This window comes from Paraburkholderia dioscoreae (assembly GCF_902459535.1).
GTDB classification, from domain to species: Bacteria; Pseudomonadota; Gammaproteobacteria; order Burkholderiales; family Burkholderiaceae; genus Paraburkholderia; species Paraburkholderia dioscoreae.
The window spans coordinates 1,111,340-1,130,518 of sequence record NZ_LR699553.1; the positions used below are offsets into that span (position 1 = coordinate 1,111,340).

The window sequence follows — 19,179 nt, forward strand, 5'->3', positions numbered from 1 at the left end:
CAGGTTCACACCTCTCGCTTGTGGGCAGGGAAGTGCGGCAGAACGAACTCGGCGAGTTCGTCAAGAATGTCACTCGCAGGCCGCCGCGTGGGCTTCATGTGCAATCCGACGTGCGCTATGCCCGCCTCCTCCTGCATCTTCCAGAACTCAATAAGCGTATTGCGCCCGGCCCGTAAGACCCGTCCTGGCTGGACCGGCGCATCCGGGTCCTCGTGCAAATCGAAAAGTGTGCCGTAGCCGTACGGCTTGAAGTTCATCCCAGCACAAGCGGCGCGCCAGCGCGGAATGACGTCTGTCATGGTCCGCGCGTCAAAGCCCGCCCAAATCCACGCATCCATATGCTCCGCAATCCATTCGACGGACTGACCGCCGCGCCCGATGGCAATCGTTGGTAGCTTTGGGCCAAGCGGACGAGGCACCATGTCGAGTTGTCCTCGCAGGTTCCCATAATGTTCGGACTCGATTACCGGATACGTATCCTCCGTGACCGCCCTGATGATGCCGCGTGCTTCGCGATAGCGCTCAGCACGATTTACGTATGGCAGACCAAACGCCGGAAACTCCGTCGGACGGTCACCGCCGGCGAGTCCGAGCAGGAAGCGCCCGCCTAGAAGCTGGTCGACGGTGGCTGCCTGCTTCGCGACAAGCAGAGGATGCCGCAGCGGCGCAACGATACCTGCGGTTCCGATTGCAATATCTCGGGTGACTGCGGCGAGCCAGCCCGCGTACACCATAGGGTCGAGTATCTGCCCGACGTCGCCAAAGTTCGGGTCATAGAAGGGAACGTCACGTAGCCACAGCGCAGCCATACCCATTCGGTCCGCCTTTTGAGCCATTGCCGCGTGGTCTGCAAGCGAAGGACCTGGCGAGTCAGGATACCCTTCGAGTGGAGCGATAAAGCCGAACGTCAGTTTGCCCGGTTGAAATACGCGGGAAAATCCCCGGTGCGTTGCGAGCTCGACTGGTAACGAGGTGCCAGGGCCGGATGCATTACTCATGATGTTCTCGTTCATGGCTGTTCGACTGGTATCGAATCAAGGAGGACAACGCTGGTTTGTTTCGCGGCGCGGCAGATGCGAGATGCGCCAACCGACAAAAAAACAAACTCCTCGCCGTAGAGCGAGGAGTTCATTGGTCAGGACCGAGCGGCTAACGCCGCCCGAAAGACGTTACGCAGCCAGTTGTTCCTTGTGCAGCGCGACGAGTTCAGCTTCGTCCTTCAGGGCCTTCTGGGCAGACGGGCGGGCTTCGATACGGGCGATGAAGGCAGCCAGGTTCTTGAGGTGGTCCAGGTTGACGCCCGAACGCTCGTGCCACAGCGTTGCCCACACGTAAGCGTCAGCAACCGTGAACTGTTCGCCCGTCAGGTACGAACGACCGTCGGACAGTTGCTTGTCGAGCACGCCGTATGCCGTGAGCAACTTGTTCGTATGGAATTCGATGCCTTCCGGGGTCATCAGCTTGCGCATCAGGGGGATGTGCTTCTGCGCGATTTCGGTAGCGATGAAGGTCAGCAACTGGTCCATACGAGCGCGCTCAATCGTACCGTGCTTCGGAATCAGGTTCGTTTCCGGATGCTGGTCGGCGAGATAGGACGTGATGGTGATGGTTTCGGTCAACGCTTCCTTTTCGCCGTCCAGCAGCAGCGCCGGCACGTAGAGAAGCGAGTTGACATCAGAGAACGTCGTGCCGTCGGTGGTCGACTTGCCGAACACGTCGAAGTGGACCAGTTCCGGCGTCAGGCCGATTTCGTTAGCGATGGCCTGTGCGGCGAGGGAGCAGGTAGCCTGGGCGATGTAGAGTTTCATTTTGAGCGTCGTCCTACGTAGATGATTGACCGGCTTGGACCGGGTTTCAGGTGGTGCGCCGTGGTGCACCGTTGGGATGAAGTATGGTCAAAATCAGGCCTTCGATAAACAGCGGTTTGAGAGTCAGTCTGTAGAATCGCGAGCGACAATCGGGGCATCCAGGTCCATCCGCGAGAGCTGCGTAGCGACGGCGGCCAGCGAGCAGATGGCGAGCCCGACACCGCAAAGCAGGAAGCCCGTCGAGCCAAGTGCAGACGCAAACACGGCCGCGACAGCCACGCCTGCAAGCACGCCCACGGAGCCGGCGCAGACGTGCAGTGCTGTCGTGACATCGGGTGTTTCTGGAGCAAGTGAACGCAACGTCGACTGTGTGACAAGCATGCCGCCTGAATGCGTTGCACCCCAGCTCAAGACGGCTACAGCAGTCAACGCGTCAGGGCCGTGAGCGAACAGGTATAGCAGCACATAGACAGATGCCAGAGCGATGGGATGAATAAGGGCGGTAAGAGCCGGCTGCTTGCGCAGAAATCCCCCGGCGAGGAGAGCACCCGCGATGCCACCAACACCGAACAGGACCATCAGCAGACTGGCGAACGGAAAGTCGATTGCTGGCTGGTCGGTGAGAAGGTGCAAGGAGTTGCTGAAGACGGAGAACATCGCGGCGTACTGCAGAGCTATCGCCGCGAGGGAGACCCATATGACACCCGTAAGCCGGACAGGGGACGCCAGCTTGGTTACTGCCGCATGACCCGGGCTTCTGCGGCGATGTCGGAGCATCATCCATATGCCGATGGCTGCCGTGAGGTAGGCAGCGGCAACGAACGAGACTGGTTGAGGAAACTTCGTCGAGAGCCAGGTCGCCATCGGCAGTCCGAGTACAAGACCAAATAATGCGCTTCTCGCCGAAGAGGTTCCTTGCCATGGCAAACCAACTGCTCCGTCATTGACCCCACCGCTGGAAACGGCGCCTGCCAGAAGTACGGGATGAAGAAGAGCTGGGTGAAGCGAGAGAGAGAAACTTGGCAAGCCAAAGACCGTGCCAAATGCGGGGTTGATTGCACAAAGGCAACTGCAAACCGCGAGGCAGAACAGAACAGCCGTAAGCAGCCGTGTTCTTTTGGCCGCCGGCGAAAATATGGTCGCCAACGGCATCACGAGACTTGCTGCCAGAATGAGAGCACCCATCGAAACTTCCTTCTAGTCGCACGGCGCGGCACAGCGACCTTTTCAGTACATCCGCGCCCCCCAGTCGCGCTGGGGCAATCGAATCGACCGTACAGACGGGTCCCTTGTCGTGTGGTCTTGCGCTATCGGCCTGGCGTGGAAAAAGTGGACCGCTAGGAGCTGGAGACGTGGCATAGACTCAGACAATTAACTTACCAATATCTCCTGCGAAAAATGTAGCTCGCGCGGCGAGTGAGAAAAAGCCGTCGCCGGCGAATTGAGATTTCGCCGCTGTCTGACAAACAAGCACGGCACAATTGATTACACAGAGTTTTGGCTGAGTTGCTGGAGTTCGGCCGCTAGCTCGTCTATGTACGAGTCTCGCATCTGGCAGTCGGCAAGCGCGCGTTGCAGTTTGAACACGTACTCTGCATTCGTACCGAACGACCCGGATGCAGCTGCCATGAGTGGAGCTATCGCTGCCGGCCGGGCGTCGGGTTCGAATTGAGCCTGCTGCGAGTTGGCCACAAACACGAGGGCCATTACTTCTCCGTCCGTTCTGAACCTGATTGGCGCCCAGGTCGGAGTGTAGGCCCCAGTGACCATCTCGCGAATCCAGAGAATGCGCAGTTCTTCATCCAGGGTTGCTTCGGGCATACGCAGAGCCACACCTTCGGTTGTGCCGCCTGGCTCGAGCGAAAGCATCCTTCCTGGCTTCTCGGGGCTACCGCGGCCAGCGACCAGGCGAATACAGAAACTGCGGTGCCAATCATCGAGTGTCGCTATAACGCGACTGTCATACTCGGAAATGGGATTCCACATCAGCGAACCGTACGCAAAGACCCAAAGTTCTCCCCGCTCCGGGCGGCGCGACATGGTCTCCGCGAGCGATTGGTCAATCTGGGCTTGCGTCCAGAGAATATCTTTCGGCAGCGAGTCAAAGCTTTCGAGATACGCTCCAGAGCTGATGGCAGTTCGGTTCAACATGGCATTAGTCTCATTGGGCCGGAACAGCAGCGCTTACAGGTGAGAATGCACTCGCGGGTGGCTGACACACTCGCGTCAACTCGGGCGACGCTCGGTCCGGTGAATCCATATGTTGTTCTCAGGGACTTGTCTGAGATTGTGATTTGCGAGTATGGCCTGCTACGCGCTTCAGATAAACCCACGTTAAGGAGACGCAGCGTCCGCGCAGGAGCGACAATGCGCTCGACGCGATGAACTCGAATAAAGGATGCTAAGAGAAACTGAAAAAACACCGCTCATCTTTCGGTGGTTCCGAAAACTGCTTGAATGAAGACAGCGGCGGTTGTTCGGCGAAAGCGTGCAGGACAGAAGTAGACAGGAATTGTTCAGGATGACCGACATATATTTTCGCCGGATGCAGCTTTATCGCACTCATTTGATTGAGCAATTTCGGGATAGACCTCGTCAGAGTGTTCTCTGTATGGCTGGCGTCAAAGGTGCGATGTGCGCCTAAGGTCCTTCAGCTGGCGAGCAATAGGAATATGTATGTCTCTGAATAAACTTCTGTCACCCGTGACGATTGGTAGCGTTGCGCCGGAGAACCGCGTGGTTATGGCGCCTCTTACGCGCAACCGGGCCGCACAACCCGGCGACGTGCCAGGGGCGATGAATGTTCGGTACTACGAGCAACGTGCCGGCGCGGGCCTTATCGTGACCGAGGGCACTCAGATTTCGAGGCAAGGGCAGGGTTATTTTGCAACCGCGGACATTTACACCGATGAGCAGGAAGCGGGGTGGGCAGAGGTAGTCAAGACTGTCCACGCAAAGGGCGGCAAGATGTCTCTGCAGCTCTGGCACGTCGGCAGAGTATCGCATCGCCTCGTGCAGGAGAATATGCAGGTCCCTGTTGCTCCTTCGGCGATTCGCGCAGAGAACACAGCGGTGTTTGTGAAACATGGAGATGGTTCGTTCGGAATGGTCCCGGCCGATGAACCGCGCGCTCTCGACGCGGCCGAGCTGCCTGTCATTCTGCGACAGTATGTGGAGGCGGCGAAGCGAGCGAGGCGTGCGGGATTCGATATGGTCGAGGTACACGCCGCAAATGGATATCTATTGCATCAGTTCCTTGCGACCGGGACGAACCTACGGACGGACGCATACGGCGGCAGTGTAGAAAAGCGTGCCCGGTTCGTCGTTGAGGTCGTCGAAGCGGTAGCGGGCGTTTTTGGCGCTGACAGGGTGGGCGTACGGGTGTCACCCAACGTTGTCGCATTTGGGATGAGCGATTCCGAGGCGCAGGCCTCCACGCTCCACCTTGCCACGCACTTGGAGCGATTGGGCATCGCCTACATCCACATCGCCGAGCCGGACTGGGTGGGCGGTGAGGCGCTTTCGGATGATTTTCGCGCCGAGTTAAGGGCGATATACGGCGGTAAGATTATCGTCGCGGGCAACTACACGCCTGAGACGGCGGAGGAGCGACTCGAGAAAGGGCAGGCTGACGCGATTGCATTTGGGCGGCCCTTTCTCGCCAATCCGGACCTCGTCGAGCGGTTTCGCCCGGGTGGCCCACTGAACACTCCCGACGCAGCTACGTTCTTCGGTGGCGGCGAAGCGGGATATACGGATTACCCGACGCTCGATAGCGCACTCGTCTCCCCTGAATAAGGCGCGCCACTGAGCCAAGCCGGCCACCCTCCCGGGAAACTGCTCGGGGGAGGGTGGCCGCAGCCGCTCCCTCAGCTCCCAACCTTGAATGCGGATACCGCTCCCGCGAGCGTCTGTGCCTGGCTCTCCAGGGACTGGGCGGCAGCCGCCGCCTGCTCGACAAGTGCTGCGTTCTGCTGCGTCACCTCGTCCATCTGCGAAATGGCCTTGCTGACCTGCTCGATACCGGCGGTCTGCTCCCCCGATGCAGCCGCGATTTCGGCCATCAGGTCGGTCACCTGCTGTACCGACTGAACAACATCCGTCATCGTTTTGCCGGTGCGGTCGACCTGAGCACTACCGACTGCAATGCGAGAGGTCGAATCTTCAATCAGTTGCTTGATTTCTTTGGCGGCCGTGGCACTGCGCTGGGCGAGGCTGCGGACCTCGCCGGCGACGACTGCGAAACCCCGTCCGTCCTCACCGGCGCGCGCGGCCTCCACGGCAGCATTCAGAGCAAGGATATTAGTCTGGAAAGCAATGCCTTCAATGACGCTGATGATGTCTTTAATTTCCTCGGAACTCCGCGCGATGCTCTGCATGGTGTCGATGACCTGCTGGACAGCAATGCCGCCATCGCGCGCGGTTCCGGAAGCCATAGTGGCCAGCCGGCTTGCCTGCTGGGCGCTCTCGGTGTTCTGTCGCACAGTGGCAGTCAACTGCTCCATGCTCGAAGCGGTTTCCTCGAGCGCCGCTGCCTGCTCTTCAGTGCGCGCCGAAAGGTCGGTGTTGCCCGCGGAGAGCTCGCGGACCCCGGTGACCATCGAGTCGGAGCCGCCGCGTACGTTTTGAACGATGGCGGTGAGGTTCACCTGCATCAATTGCAGTGCTTCAGCCAGTGTGCCAATCTCGCTGCGGGATGGAGGGGGAAGTTGCGTCACGAGATTGCCGCGAGCCACTTCGCCTACGGCAAGGACTGCTTCGCGCAATGGCCGAACGAGCACACGGTTGAGTGCCCAGTATGACAAGGCAATCAGGATGACTGCGCAGGCAACGACAACGCCGGTAATGGCGAACATCCGGACCGTGTTTCGGTCGCGCTCCTGCTCGAGAACCTTTGATGCGGTTGCCTGAACCTTGAAGAATTCGTCGGATGCCTTACCGAACGCGACACTGGTCGCCGTCATGGGCCCCTCGTTCACACTGGCATAGAGCTGCATGTCGCCAGCCTTCACAATTTCAAAGAGCTTGTCGAATACCGCAGCATGGGCTCGAAACGTCTTCTCGACAACGGCCGCCGCGGCGCGCTCCTCCTCGCTGCCCTTGGTAACGCCGACGAACGCATCAAACGACTTATGAGCGGTCGCGTAAAAGCCTGTTGCGGCTGAGATAGCTCCCTGTCTGGCTGATACGTTTTCGCTCTGGGCGATGTAGGCCCGCGCGAGTGCACTACGTGCCTTCAGGTTGTTCAGGTAAGTGTCCTTGAGGTCGATGGTGGCTATATCAAGCGTGCGAATAGATTGTGAGACGGCGATGGTTCGTTCGAGCGCCTTCATCGCAACCAGACCGGTCGCCAGTACCAGAAGCCCAAAGAGGACGAGTAGTGTCACGAGCCCACGGCGTAGCGGAATATCTCTGAGGTTCATGCTGAAGTCTTTGGCGTAAAGCGCGTAATTGAAACCCTTTTTATCGGCTGCCCTTACGAATACTTTACGCATGCATTTTAGACATTTCGCGCTTGATACCGCAGTTGTTTTCCTGGTTCGAATAATTGGATTCGACTATCAGTTTGCGGTGAAAAGAGGCGTGAAAATCGCGTCCAGTGAAGGGTCGCCTCAAGGCGAAGTTCCGCGGCTTTGTTCAAATCTGGCGACATGATTATTCGCTCATGGTGCGTTTTCGAAGTCGGCAATAGTACGTAGGATGGGCATCAGTCGAACTTTGCCGTTCCTGTCATTTCAGGAGCAGCGCGCACAGGAAAAGGAGTTTTCATGCAACAAGCGGAAAGGGCCATCAAGCTGCCCGACGCCACCCATCGCATCAGCCTGGCAATGACCGGGGTCCACGTGCTTGTGAAAAGCGGAGGACGAATCGTCGCGAATACACGGCGCGCAGTGACGTTCACCGAAGCGAAATACCCGCCTGTTCAATACATTCCACGCGACGATGTGGACATGACGCTGCTGGAACCCACGGAGCACAAGAGCTATTGCCCATATAAAGGCGAAGCGACGTACTTCACCATAAAAGGTATTGGTGAGCGCGGGATAAACGCCGTATGGTCGTATGTGGGGACCTACCCGGCTGTGGCGCAGATTGATGGGTGTCTCGCGTTCTACCCGGACCGAGTGGATTCTATTCAGATTCTTGAGGACTGATAGCTCCTCGAAAAAAATGGCACCTGAGACTTCCAGGTGCCATTTGTGCTTTAGCGCTAGCTGACAACTGCCGGACAGACACCCGGTGAATCAGTTCGGCGTAGGAGCCAGGATGTGGCCCTCAGTTTCCGATTCGCGCACCTTGGCGAATGCTGCCCGGACTTCTGCCGCGAAGATTTCCGGTTGTTCAAACGCGGCAAAGTGGCCGCCCTTGGACGTGCGGTTCCAGTAGAACATGTTGCTGAACGTACGCTCGGCCCATTCCTTCGGCGGAGTATAGATTTCGCCCGGGAACACGCTGACAGCGACCGGAATGTCGACCGGCACCGCGGCGAAGGTCAGACCCGGATGCTCGGCGTACATACGTGCCGAAGAGGCGCCGCTGTTCGTCAGCCAGTACAACGTGATGTTGTCGAGCATCTGGTCGTAGGAGAACACGTCTTCCGGGATGCCCTTGCTATCGCTCCACGCGCCGAGCTTCTCGTAAATCCATGCAGCGAGGCCGACGGGCGAATCGGCCAGCGAATAGCCAATGGTTTGGGGTCGAGTCGTCTGGAGGTGGTGATAGTACGAGCCGTCATTCGCGAACCGCAGGCATTGGTCGATTGCAATCTGCTCTTCCGCTGTCGGTACTTCCGGGAACTGGGCCGGGGCAACGAATGGCAAGTTGACGTGAATAGCGCGTAGCCCCTCAAGCTTGATGCGGCCCATCTCGGTGGTGATGACACTGCCCCAATCGCCGCCTTGTGCAACGTATTCGTTGTAGCCCAGGCCTTTCATGATGGTGTCCCAGGCGCGGCCGATGCGATTGCGCTCCCATCCCTTTGCCGTCGGCTTGTCGCTAAAGCCGTAACCGGGAATCGACGGCAGCACGACGTGGAATGCGTCTTCAGCTTTGCCGCCGTGCGCGGTCGGGTCGACGAGCAGGTCAATGACGTCGAGGAATTCGATGATGGAACCCGGCCAGCCGTGAGTCAGGACAACCGGCAGCGCATTTTCGTGCTTCGAGCGGATGTGCAGAAAGTGGATGCCAATGCCGTCGACTTCGGTCTTGAACTGGGGATAGCTGTTGATGCGAGCTTCGACGCGGCGCCAGTCGTACTGGGTGCGCCAGTATTCGACGAGCTTCTGAACCGGGTCCAGCTGCGCGCCTTGGGAATGGTCGTCCACGGTCTCGCGCTCAGGAAAACGGGTGGCGTCCAGACGTTTCTTCAGGTCATCGAGTTCGGCCTGCGGGATGTCAATGTGAAACGGGGTGATGTTCATCTTTGTACCTGCCTGGTGAGAGTCGTGAAAGTGACGTCATCGTAGGCAATCGGATGATTTTGAAAAAGCCGTCTCGTGGAGACGCAGTGTCGCTTCGTGGGCGACAGTTCGGGGAAACGATTGTCGCTTCAGGGGAGACGCTCTAACCACCGCTGCGGTGTTTATCTTCGCAGCGGTGTTCTGCAGAATGACGCCGTTTGACGGGCTCATTGCGTATGAGTGCGTCGCTCCGCTTCGCAACCCATCATCTCAAAGGTCCGCCGATGAATACCTCAATGTCGCAGGGACAAGACAGTAACAAGCTGCTAATTCTTGCAGCCGTCTGTCTGTCCGCGCTAGTTTTGCCACTTGCCTTTTCAGGAGGCGCTGTCGCTACGCCAGCAATCGGACGGGACCTGGGCGGCAGCCCCGCCATGCTGACCTGGGTGACTAATGCGTTCATGCTGAGCTTCGGCAGTCTGCTGATGGCTGCCGGCGCACTGGCTGACCAGTTCGGCCGCAAGCGCCTGTTTGTTCTCGGGCTGGGCGGTTTCATCATCACTTCGTTCGCCATGAGCTTCGCGCCGTCGGTGCTATGGCTCGATATTTTGCGTGGCGTACAGGGTATCGCGGCTGCGGCGTCGCTCTCTAGCGGCGGCGCATCGCTTGCCCAGGAGTTCGACGGGCATGCCCGTACGCGGGCATTCAGCATGCTTGGCACGAGCTTCGGCATCGGTCTTGCCTTTGGCCCGCTGATGGCCGGTGTCCTCATCGAACACTTCGGCTGGCGCTCGATTTTTCAGGTCATCGCCGCCATCGGCGTCGTCGCATTCATCTTCGGCGTGCCGCGTATGCGCGAGACGCGCGACCCGGGCGCAACGGGTCTCGACTATCCGGGTACCGTGACCTTCACGGCAACCCTTGCTCTTTTTACGTTCGGTGTGATTCAGGCGCCGGAAAGTGGTTGGGGTAGTCCGCTCGTCGTCACGCTTCTCGCGGCGTCCGCTTTCTTTCTCGCTGCGTTCATTCTCGTTGAAACGCGCGTCAAGCGTCCGATGCTCGAACTGAGCCTGTTTAGGTACCCGCGCTTTGTCGGCGTGCAGATTCTGCCGGTCGGCACTTGCTATTGCTACATCGTGCTTATCGTGATGCTGCCGCTGCGCTTTATCGGCGCCGAAGGTCTGAGCGAAATCGATGCCGGCATGCTGATGATTGCGCTCTCCGCACCCATGCTCGTCGTGCCGATGCTGGTCGCTTCATTCACGCGCTGGATGTCTGCTGGCGTGCTCTCGGGTATCGGTTTCCTGATTGCTGCCGCCGGTCTCTACTGGTTGAGCCTTGTCGACTTTAGCGGACCGAAGGCTGAGCTCATCATGCCGATGCTGGTGATTGGCATTGGTGCAGGCATGCCGTGGGGTTTGATGGACGGCCTGTCGGTCAGCGTGGTGCCGAAAGAGCGCGCAGGGATGGCTTCGGGCATCTTCAGCACAACCCGCGTTGCAGGTGAAGGTATCGCTCTCGCAATCGCGACTGCAGTTCTTGGGGCGCTGGCGCATACCAGTCTTTCCCGTGTCATTCCTGACAATGGTGGCGACATCTCCGCTCGGGTTGCCGAGGCCGCCCAGCGAGTGACCGCCGGTGACATGGTGCATGCCGCGTCGACCCTGCCGGAAGTAACCCGGCATGCATTGTCGACGAGCTATGCGGATGCTTTCACAAGCCTGCTGCACGTGCTGATTGTTATTACACTGCTGTCGGCATTGGCCACCTTCGCTTTCCTGAGCAAGACGCCTGCACAGGATGACGAACCAGGCGCGCAGTCCGACGAGAAGAATGACGTCAAAGAGGCGGTGAGCGCATAAGGTTTGAGTTGCTGCGCTGCAGGGGGCTGCCCGGATGCGGTAGCCCCGTGGCATATCAGTTGAGGCTAATCAGGGTGAACTGGTCTGGACAGGCGAAGTGATGGCTGACAGGGACGCAACGAGTTTCTTTATCTCGAAACTGCAAAGAAGTTATCGGGAAGTGCGCGGCCGCAGCATTGAGTTGGCACGTCCGCTGACAGCGGAGGACCAATGCATCCAGTCCATGCCGGACGCAAGTCCAACAAAATGGCATCTGGCGCACACTACCTGGTTCTTCGAGACGGTTGTGCTCATGAAGCATGTCGCAGGATACGTGCCGTTCAATGAGAAGTACCAGTACCTTTTCAACTCGTATTATGAGGCGCTTGGTCCGCGTCACGCGCGGCCGATGCGAGGTCTGTTGTCCCGGCCGTCGGTAGAGGACGTGCATCGCTATCGCCACCACGTGGACGAGGCAATGCTTCGGTTGATAGCCACGGCGGACGTTGGGACGCTCTCGCAACTCGAGCCCATTATCGTGTTGGGATTAAATCACGAGCAGCAGCACCAGGAGCTTCTTCTTACCGACATCCTGCACGCATTCTCGTGCAATCCAATGCGGCCCGCTTACGCGAGCGTGCCCGCGGTACACGCAGACGAAGATATTCCAGGGGAAATTCGGCCTGTCCAGTGGCTTCGTCAAGCTGGCGGCGTACTTGACATCGGTTTCGGCGGCCAGGCCTTCGCGTTCGACAACGAGAGTCCACGGCACAAGGTATTGCTGCGCCCGTACGAAATAGCAGACCACCTCGTGAGCAATGGCGAATTCGCCGACTTTGTAGCCGACGGAGGGTATGAGCGCCCCGAGTTCTGGCTGTCGGACGGCTGGGCGATGGTCCAGCGCGAAGGGTTGAAGGCGCCTGCTTACTGGATTGCAACAGCGGAGCCGGCGGGCGCGCCTTGCTGTCTCCGTGTGTGGGAAGAGTTTGGTTTGCAGGGGCGGCACCCGCTAGTGTCAACTGCAGCGGTTTGCCACATCAGTTTCTACGAAGCCGCTGCGTACGCAGAGTGGTCGGGCGCGCGGCTACCGACCGAATTCGAGTGGGAAGCAGCGTTTCATGCCCCGGGTATCCAGCACATGACCGGTCATGTCTGGCAATGGACCCGGTCCTCCTATGACCCATATCCCGGGTTTCGGCCGTTGCCTGGGGTTGCGGCTGAATACAACGGCAAATTCATGGTTGGGCAGCAGGTTCTCCGCGGCGGCAGCATTGCCACGCCGAAGGGGCATACGCGACCAACTTACCGCAACTTCTTCCCGCCGGCGACGCGCTGGCAATTCTCGGGGGTGCGTCTTGTCAGGGACATCTGAAATTAAAGCGCTGCAGGAAGGTGAGCGTGAGCTGCTTCTGGCTATCCGGGAAAGCGATTTTGGCCGGAACCTACTCGCGGGACTGTCGAGGTCGCCCCGCAGTATTGCGCCGAAGTTTTTTTACGACGCCACCGGCTCAGCCCTCTTCGACCGGATTTGCGAACTGCCGGAATACTATCCGACCCGGACTGAGCTCGACATCCTGCATTCGAACGCATCGCAAATTGCCGAGCAGATGGGTGCCCATGCGAACATTATCGAGTTCGGTGCGGGCTCGCTTGAGAAAATCCGTGTGCTGCTCGATGCCTTCCCGCCGGATAGGGCCCCGGACCGCTTTATCCCTGTGGACATCTCCGCAGAACATCTGGAGGATTCCGCCCAGAGCTTGCGTAGCGCATACCCGTGTCTCGAGGTTCTGCCCATTGCAGGCGACTATATGAAGCCCGAACAGCTCGTAGATATCGAGGAGATGGGTGGGCGCAAGGTAGGTTTTTTCTCGGGCTCGACCATCGGAAATTTCACGCCGAACGAGACCACGGCTTTCCTGCGCCGAGCTCAGAAGATGCTGGCGGGCGGGGGGTTGCTGGTTGGCGTTGACCTTGTGAAGGATGCACAGACCTTGCATCAGGCCTACAACGATAGTGAAGGCGTAACGGCAGCGTTCAACCTCAATCTGCTTGTGCGGGCGAATGCGGAGCTACAAGCAGATTTTGACCCGGACGGCTTCATGCATCAAGCGTTCTATAACGAACCTATGCAGCGCGTCGAGATGCATCTGGTGAGCCTGCGCCGACAGACCGTCCGCGTTGCGGGCTACAACTTCCGCTTCGAGGAAGGCGACACCATCCACACCGAGAACTCTCACAAGTTCACGGTGGAGGGTTTCAGGGAGATTGCGGCCGCCGCCGGATTCAGGCCCGGTCCGGTCTGGACGGACGATGCGGGTCTGTTTAGCATTCACTGGCTGGAGAGCCCGAGCGCCACGCCTGTGCCGCGGTGACTGCACAGCGGCTACTCGCAGGCTGCAGGCGCCTGATACAGTCTGATTTTCCCACCTTGCGTAACGGGGCTAAGAGATGAGCGAGCGGGTAGATGCACCCATAAACGAGATAGCGGTGTTTGTGGCGGTTGCCCAAACCGGCAGCTTCACACGCGCAGCCGAAGAAATCGGTAGCAGCAAGTCCAATGTGGGTAAGGCGGTCCAGCGCCTTGAGGCCCGACTCGGCTCGCAGCTCTTTCAGCGCACGACCCGCGCGGTCCGGCTGACCGAGGACGGCGAGACGTATCTCCTTGCTGCGCAGGAGGCTCTCGATGGTCTTCGAGAAGCGGAGCAGCAGCTCGCCTCGAGGCGCGCTGAGCCCGCTGGGCGGGTCAAGATTGACCTGCCAGCAGGCTTTGGACGACTGTTGCTGCCGAGCTTCATCCAGCTTCGGGAAAAGTATCCCAAGCTCACGGTGGAGATGGCCCTGACTGACCGGATGTCTGACCCGGTCGGGGAGGGCTGGGACGTTGTTGTTCGCATTGGCGCGTTGCCGGACGACAGCGAATTTACCGTGCGCAAGCTCTGCGACCTGAAGCTAGGGCTGTACGCATCGCCTGAGTATCTCGCGCGCCGGGGTGGAGTAAAGATGCTTGCGGAGCTGACAGACCACGACGCTATAGTTTTCCGTGGCCCGACCGGTCGACTACGGCCGTGGACTGCGCGAGAAAACGATACCGTGAGGGAAATCGTGCCGCACCCTGTGCTCGTACTTGCGGATGGGCAGGCGCTTGTCGAGGCGGCGGTGGCGGGTTTTGGCATTGCGCAGATTCACGACCGCGTGGCGCTGCCTCACGTACGAGCAGGACGGCTTGTACACCTGCTGCCCGAGGCAGATGTCAACGGGCCACCCGTGCATGCCATCATCTCTCTTGGGCAGAAGATGGCCGCCAAGACCCGAGCGGTGGTTAATCACCTTGCCGAGACTCTGCAGAAAGAATAACAAACAGGCGTGCGTTGGATGCCCGGCTGTGATGCCGGGCAGGCCCGACCTGGTTCGTGGTAGCCCTGGCGGTTTGAAGGATGCGTCCGTGCAGCTGATTTCATCAGTGCCCGCGCGGCAGACTCGCGTGACGCGAGGCCCGCAGCTGCACGCGGCAAATCTGTGACGCATTCCAGTCGAAGTGGTGCGACCGGATGCGACTTCCCGAATTCCTGACGCCGACTCCTGATACTCCCTCGCTTTCAGTTGCTCCAGTGAAGTGGAGCAACAATGGAGCAGCATTGTTCCGCGCTGTTAATCCTATTAACACTACAGATTACGCCGTGGAAAAATTATATTTTCGCCGATTCAGAGCAATCTATATCCGCGGCTTTACCTTGCACGGCGGCTAATTCCGACTGTCGCTTCTCAGGCTACACACTAACCACTCCGACGAGCTTTATCTGAAGTCTGAAAGGTCTCAGAATTGCAAGCATCGGTCGAGTTGCAAAAAAGGCGCGAAGTTAGACAGCGTGCCCGCTGGACGACAGGCGCCATCAATGAAGCTTTTCTACTGGCATGCGGTTGCTTTGCGCAGATGACGCTATCAGGTGTTGCAGCGCGCACAAGAGAGAACGCAAGGGTAGCGGCTTGTTTCAGGAGCAGACAATGCGTTTTCTCGAGAACCAGAGGGACCCGTGGGGCCACCTGCTTGGCGAGCTCAGGGTTTTTTCAAAGGGCGGACAACAGGATACAACCCGCCGGTTTTCCGCAACGCAAGTCGTACTTGGCGCGCGGACGATTTATACGCCGTCGCCAGAACTTGTTGTGAACATTGTTGAGCGCACGGGGCCGACGTCGGCGACCGTAACCTGGAATGAGCCGAGCTGCAGGTATGGTTACCAGACCTGGCGAGCCGCAATATCACGCCTGTCCGGTGTCTGCGTCATCAGCGGCAAAGTTATTCGACGGGGCGACCTGGTATTCAAGCCGCAGGTAAGACCGATTCCTCTGAACGCGCACGCAATGATTCTTCAATCGGTCGTCGACAGACTTGCGCCACTTCTTGAAGAAGACGAGTCCGAGTAAGTTGGTATAAAGCGTAAATCGGGCAATCCGGTGATTGTTCGGTAACGACAAGAAATCAATTCGGAAAACCAATCTTTATCTGAAGCGACAGTCTGGCTAATCTTGATTTGCCTGGCGGCGGGATGCCTCCAGCAGCCAAATGAAGGGGTCTTGCCATGACCAATGCTTTCACTCATCAAACTGGAGATTCAAATGGGTTCACGACTTCTGCGCGTTTCGCTCGCGCTGATTCTGGCCGGCGCCGCGAGCGCCGCTCTCGCGGAGGGCGGCGGAGGCATTGGTCGCGCAGGCACTTACCCGCCGCAATTCGGACCGAATACACCGTCACACAAAGACCTGCTCGAGCTACGGAAGGAAAAGCGCGAGCAGGCTAGCCGTGCGGTGGTAGCTGATGCTACGTCGGATGTGGGTGGCACGGCCGACATAGTCTCGCAAGCAGGTGTAGCAACGGCTGCGCCGTCGATTCACAGCCATCACTAAACAGCGTGACGTTGTGCGCGCGGGAGCATCTGCGCGACGAAACCTCACCTCCCATTTTTCGAACGTTTTTGGTCCTGCGATAGCTGGAGCGCATTTTCGACATGGCGGAGGTAACTGTAGTCCGTCACGGAGACAAAATGGCTATCGCAGCAATCGTAGTGAGCTTTCTGGTAAGCCTCGTAGGTGGTCCGAGTCTGCTGGACCACCTGTCTAAGACGCAGGTCGAGCACCTGCAGCAATCAGAAGAAGTGCAGCACTCGCAACTGCCGCCGGAACAGCAGGGGCCGCTAGCGCCCGCGCAAGATGTCGCGCCGACGTCGGTATCGGTCGCGAAAGAGAGCAGTAACTCCTGAACCTTGTACCTTGATTTGGCGGCGGTGACCCGGGGAAGAAGCACTGTCCACCTGTTCGCTGCTGGTCGTCGGCGATAGACGACCGAGAATTATTGAAGGAAGCAGCAAAGATGAAGAAGTTGTGGAACACGCGTGTCGCAGGTGTCCTTATGGGCGTCGCCGCGGTAACGGGGCTGACTGCTTGCGCAACGGGGCCCGACCGGAAGGCGTCGGACCCGCTTGAGCCCATGAACAGGGCGGTCTTCTCATTCAATGAGAGCCTTGACCAGCATGTCGCCAAGCCTGTGGCGACCGGTTATACGAAAGTGATACCACAGCCCTTGCGCAATGCCGTCAGCAATTTCTTTTCGAACCTCGGTGACATTGGCAATTTCGCTAATAACCTGCTGCAATTTAAGGTCACCGCAGCAACCGAAGACCTGATGCGCTTCACGTTTAACTCAACGTTCGGTCTTGGCGGCCTGCTCGACTGGGCGTCGGCTGCGGGTCTGCCGAAGCATCATGAGGATTTCGGGCTTACGCTTGGGCATTATGGCGTACCCGCGGGCCCTTATCTTGTACTGCCACTGTTTGGACCGAGCTCCGCGCGCGACGCAAGCGGCTGGGTTGTTGCGAGTGCGCTCACTCCTACGGCCTATCTTCCGGTTGAGGCGGGTGCACCTCTCTTTGGGCTGAACGTCGTAAGTGCGCGCGCCGATATGCTGGGTGCGACTGACCTTCTTGAACAGGCGGCTCTCGATAAGTACAGCTTTGTGCGTGACGGATACATGCAGCGACGTGCATACCTGTTGAACGACGGTAACGCTCTGCCTTCATACGAAGAGCCCGCCGAGAGCACCGGCGATTTAGCAGCTCAGGCGCAGCCCGATGGCGGAGCCATGCCTGCTTCGAAGTAGAGATGAGGGGTTGGACTTATGGACGGCGCAATAACCCGCAACGGGGGGCACGTTGTCATGTCCGGCTTTGACATCGCACTACAGGTCGAATGCGAAATCTGCGGGTCGACGGACGTTTCCGTGCTCGGCGACGAGGACGCAAGAACGATGTTCGAGTTCGTCAGGGATGGCGCGGCGGGTCACAGAGGAGGCCTTGTAGCCTCAACAATGGTGGTCTCGTGTGCCGAGTGCGGTATAACTTACGAGTTCCAGTCCTGATTCGATGTGGCAGGAAAAAAGCGCGAAGACGGCAGTCCTCGCGCTTTTTTTATTTTCTTCTGGTCGGGCCAGAAGAAAGCTGGCCCGACCTCGGAGCTTAGAACTTGTGGCGGATACCCACGATTGCGATTTCCTGATGGCTGGTGCCGGCGTAGCCGTACGAACCAATGGATGCCTGGGCGGCTTGCGTCGTGCGCGTGCCAGTTGCCGCGTCGTACACCGACTGCGTGCCGCTCGCGTGTTGATAGGCGGCCATCGCGTAGAAGTCCGTGCGCTTGGACAGCGCATAGTCGGCACCCAACGAAGCCTGGTGATAGCTCGCTGACGTGTCGCCGCTCGCCTTCATGTACGTGTAGCCTGCACCCACGAGCAATGCGGGCGTGAGCTGGTACGCTGCGAAGACGTTGCCGATATTGTACTTCTCGGTCTCGCTGAAGCCGGACTTGCCGTCCGGGCTGTAACGCGCGTTGCTGTACGAGAGGCCGACCGTCGCGGAGCCGAAGACGTACTGACCTGCAACCCGCGCGATGCCGATGGAGTGTGCTGTCGAGTAGCCGTTATTGACGGGACTGTTGAAGAGCGAGTCGGAAGACGGGCTGTTCCAGCCTGTCGTACGATTTGCAGTTGGATTATTCGCGTAGAAGTAGCCTGCGGCAAGCGATACGGGACCGTTGTTGTACGTTGCTGCGCCGCTCCACGTCTGCCCCTGGCCTGTCGTGCCCGCGCCATTGCTGAAGCCGTAGAGGCCTTCGAGCTGGAACCCTGCATAGGTGGGCGAAACGTACTTCACTGCGTTGGACGTACGCAGGCTGTTGTCGTAGTTGTCGACGTCGCCCGGCGTCGCGAAGATGCCGCCGAAGAAGTTGTCGCCCGTGATGCCCTGCACCATGTCGACAAGCGGGTCGTACTGACGGCCGAGTGTGACAGTACCGTACTTGTCGCTGGTCAGTCCCACGAAGGCCTGACGACCGAACTCACGACCACCCTGGTTCAGTTTGCCGGTGCCCGGGTCAAAACCACTTTCCAACTGAAAAACCGCCTTCAGTCCACTGCCCAGGTCCTCGGAACCCTTGATACCCCAGCGGTTGCCGTTCATGTTGCCGTTAATCATCCCCACCTGTTTCTTGTTGCCATCAGCGTTGTGCACATAGCCGATGCCTGCGTCGACGATGCCGTAAAGCGTGACGCTGGATTGCGCGTTGGCTGCCACCGTGAAGCCAGCGAGCGCAATTGCGATAGGGGTCAATACGTACTGCTTCATATCTTCGTTCTCCAGATGTTTTACTTACGTCGGTAATGCGACCGTAAAGATAACGTGTCAGAACGATGGCGATAATTGGCAAAGTGAAGGGTGTATCAGGTGCGCTACGCAAAAATGAGCGTTTGTGCCGGTTGATAAAGTAGAAGCTGGAATCAGGAGAGCGTTAAATGCCTGTATTCATTGAACTCACCTTCCACCTGTCAGGCGCTGTTCGGAATGAGCGAAAAGACTATTCGTAAGCCAGGTCTTCCGGATAGAAGCTCGGCGATGTACGCTTCACTCAACCCTATCTCCTCGCAGTTGTTGTTGCCCTGGGCCAGGGACTTCGCGCTCTTCACGCGAAGTCCCGATTCTCCTCCCTCCGCGTCGTTACCGCCTGTCCAATTTTCAATCTAGGAAACTCCGCAATTTGCAGGGGAATCGACGCGAGTGTGAACGTGCTTTCCGTATGTTCTATTCG

17 protein-coding genes are annotated in these 19,179 nt (G+C 58.6%); 10 read left to right on the forward strand and 7 right to left on the reverse strand.

The window, feature by feature from the left end; genetic code table 11:
• Positions 1 to 5: 5 nt before the first annotated feature.
• From PDMSB3_RS05010 to PDMSB3_RS05025, 4 genes are all read right to left on the reverse strand, one after another.
• A complete protein-coding gene (locus PDMSB3_RS05010; RefSeq protein WP_232064116.1) occupies positions 6 to 1,013 on the reverse strand; it encodes an LLM class oxidoreductase in 1,008 nt (335 codons plus the stop codon).
• A 156-nt stretch (positions 1,014 to 1,169) separates the two neighbouring features.
• Complete coding sequence (locus tag PDMSB3_RS05015) at positions 1,170 to 1,808, reverse strand: glutathione S-transferase family protein (RefSeq protein WP_165185245.1); 639 nt, start codon at positions 1,806 to 1,808, stop codon at positions 1,170 to 1,172.
• Between the two features lie 123 nt (positions 1,809 to 1,931).
• A complete protein-coding gene (locus PDMSB3_RS05020) occupies positions 1,932 to 2,993 on the reverse strand; it encodes an MFS transporter (RefSeq protein WP_165185248.1) in 1,062 nt (353 codons plus the stop codon).
• Positions 2,994 to 3,293: 300 nt separating this feature from the next.
• Complete coding sequence (locus PDMSB3_RS05025) at positions 3,294 to 3,959, reverse strand: gamma-glutamylcyclotransferase (protein WP_165185251.1); 666 nt, start codon at positions 3,957 to 3,959, stop codon at positions 3,294 to 3,296.
• A 525-nt stretch (positions 3,960 to 4,484) separates the two neighbouring features.
• On the opposite strand from PDMSB3_RS05025, the gene PDMSB3_RS05030 reads away from it, so the two are divergent.
• Positions 4,485 to 5,606 carry an alkene reductase gene (locus PDMSB3_RS05030; RefSeq protein WP_165185254.1) on the forward strand — a complete coding sequence of 374 codons (1,122 nt, stop codon included), beginning with the start codon at positions 4,485 to 4,487 and terminating at the stop codon, positions 5,604 to 5,606.
• 71 nt (positions 5,607 to 5,677) lie between these two features.
• Here PDMSB3_RS05030 and PDMSB3_RS05035 read toward each other — a convergent pair whose 3' ends face one another.
• Entirely contained in the window at positions 5,678 to 7,303 is a 1,626-nt protein-coding gene (locus tag PDMSB3_RS05035; protein ID WP_232064117.1) for a methyl-accepting chemotaxis protein, read from the reverse strand.
• A 273-nt stretch (positions 7,304 to 7,576) separates the two neighbouring features.
• Here PDMSB3_RS05035 and PDMSB3_RS05040 point away from each other — a divergent pair, with 273 nt between their 5' ends.
• Positions 7,577 to 7,963: a DUF427 domain-containing protein gene (locus PDMSB3_RS05040; protein WP_165185257.1), complete on the forward strand. Its 387-nt coding sequence runs from the start codon at positions 7,577 to 7,579 to the stop codon at positions 7,961 to 7,963.
• A 90-nt stretch (positions 7,964 to 8,053) separates the two neighbouring features.
• Here the strand turns inward: PDMSB3_RS05040 and PDMSB3_RS05045 are convergent, their stop codons facing one another.
• The gene (locus tag PDMSB3_RS05045; RefSeq protein WP_165185261.1) at positions 8,054 to 9,229 is read right to left on the reverse strand and encodes an epoxide hydrolase family protein; all 1,176 of its coding nucleotides are present in this window, start codon (positions 9,227 to 9,229) and stop codon (positions 8,054 to 8,056) included.
• Between the two features lie 263 nt (positions 9,230 to 9,492).
• Here PDMSB3_RS05045 and PDMSB3_RS05050 point away from each other — a divergent pair, with 263 nt between their 5' ends.
• The 8 genes from PDMSB3_RS05050 to PDMSB3_RS05085 all read left to right on the forward strand — a co-directional run bounded on the left by PDMSB3_RS05050 (position 9,493) and on the right by PDMSB3_RS05085 (position 17,200).
• Positions 9,493 to 11,070 (forward strand): MFS transporter, encoded by a 1,578-nt coding sequence (locus PDMSB3_RS05050; RefSeq protein ID WP_165185264.1) that lies wholly within the window; start codon positions 9,493 to 9,495, stop codon positions 11,068 to 11,070.
• Positions 11,071 to 11,170: 100 nt separating this feature from the next.
• The gene (egtB, locus tag PDMSB3_RS05055; protein WP_165185267.1) at positions 11,171 to 12,421 is read left to right on the forward strand and encodes an ergothioneine biosynthesis protein EgtB; all 1,251 of its coding nucleotides are present in this window, start codon (positions 11,171 to 11,173) and stop codon (positions 12,419 to 12,421) included.
• Positions 12,405 to 13,421, forward strand: a complete 1,017-nt coding sequence (gene egtD, locus PDMSB3_RS05060; RefSeq protein ID WP_405044828.1) for an L-histidine N(alpha)-methyltransferase — start codon at positions 12,405 to 12,407, stop codon at positions 13,419 to 13,421. The genes egtB and egtD overlap by 17 nt, the downstream gene beginning before the upstream one ends.
• A 76-nt stretch (positions 13,422 to 13,497) precedes the next feature.
• Positions 13,498 to 14,403 (forward strand): LysR family transcriptional regulator, encoded by a 906-nt coding sequence (locus PDMSB3_RS05065; protein WP_165185270.1) that lies wholly within the window; start codon positions 13,498 to 13,500, stop codon positions 14,401 to 14,403.
• 648 nt (positions 14,404 to 15,051) lie between these two features.
• Positions 15,052 to 15,471 (forward strand): DUF3331 domain-containing protein, encoded by a 420-nt coding sequence (locus PDMSB3_RS05070; protein WP_165185272.1) that lies wholly within the window; start codon positions 15,052 to 15,054, stop codon positions 15,469 to 15,471.
• 192 nt (positions 15,472 to 15,663) lie between these two features.
• Positions 15,664 to 15,951: a hypothetical protein gene (locus PDMSB3_RS05075; RefSeq protein WP_165185275.1), complete on the forward strand. Its 288-nt coding sequence runs from the start codon at positions 15,664 to 15,666 to the stop codon at positions 15,949 to 15,951.
• A gap of 137 nt (positions 15,952 to 16,088) precedes the next feature.
• Positions 16,089 to 16,304 (forward strand): hypothetical protein, encoded by a 216-nt coding sequence (locus PDMSB3_RS05080; protein WP_165185278.1) that lies wholly within the window; start codon positions 16,089 to 16,091, stop codon positions 16,302 to 16,304.
• A gap of 92 nt (positions 16,305 to 16,396) precedes the next feature.
• Positions 16,397 to 17,200, forward strand: a complete 804-nt coding sequence (locus PDMSB3_RS05085; RefSeq protein ID WP_405044827.1) for an MlaA family lipoprotein — start codon at positions 16,397 to 16,399, stop codon at positions 17,198 to 17,200.
• A 355-nt stretch (positions 17,201 to 17,555) separates the two neighbouring features.
• Here PDMSB3_RS05085 and PDMSB3_RS05090 read toward each other — a convergent pair whose 3' ends face one another.
• On the reverse strand, positions 17,556 to 18,719 hold the full coding sequence (locus PDMSB3_RS05090) for a porin (protein ID WP_165185279.1): 1,164 nt from the start codon (positions 18,717 to 18,719) through the stop codon (positions 17,556 to 17,558).
• Positions 18,720 to 19,179: the final 460 nt, after the last annotated feature.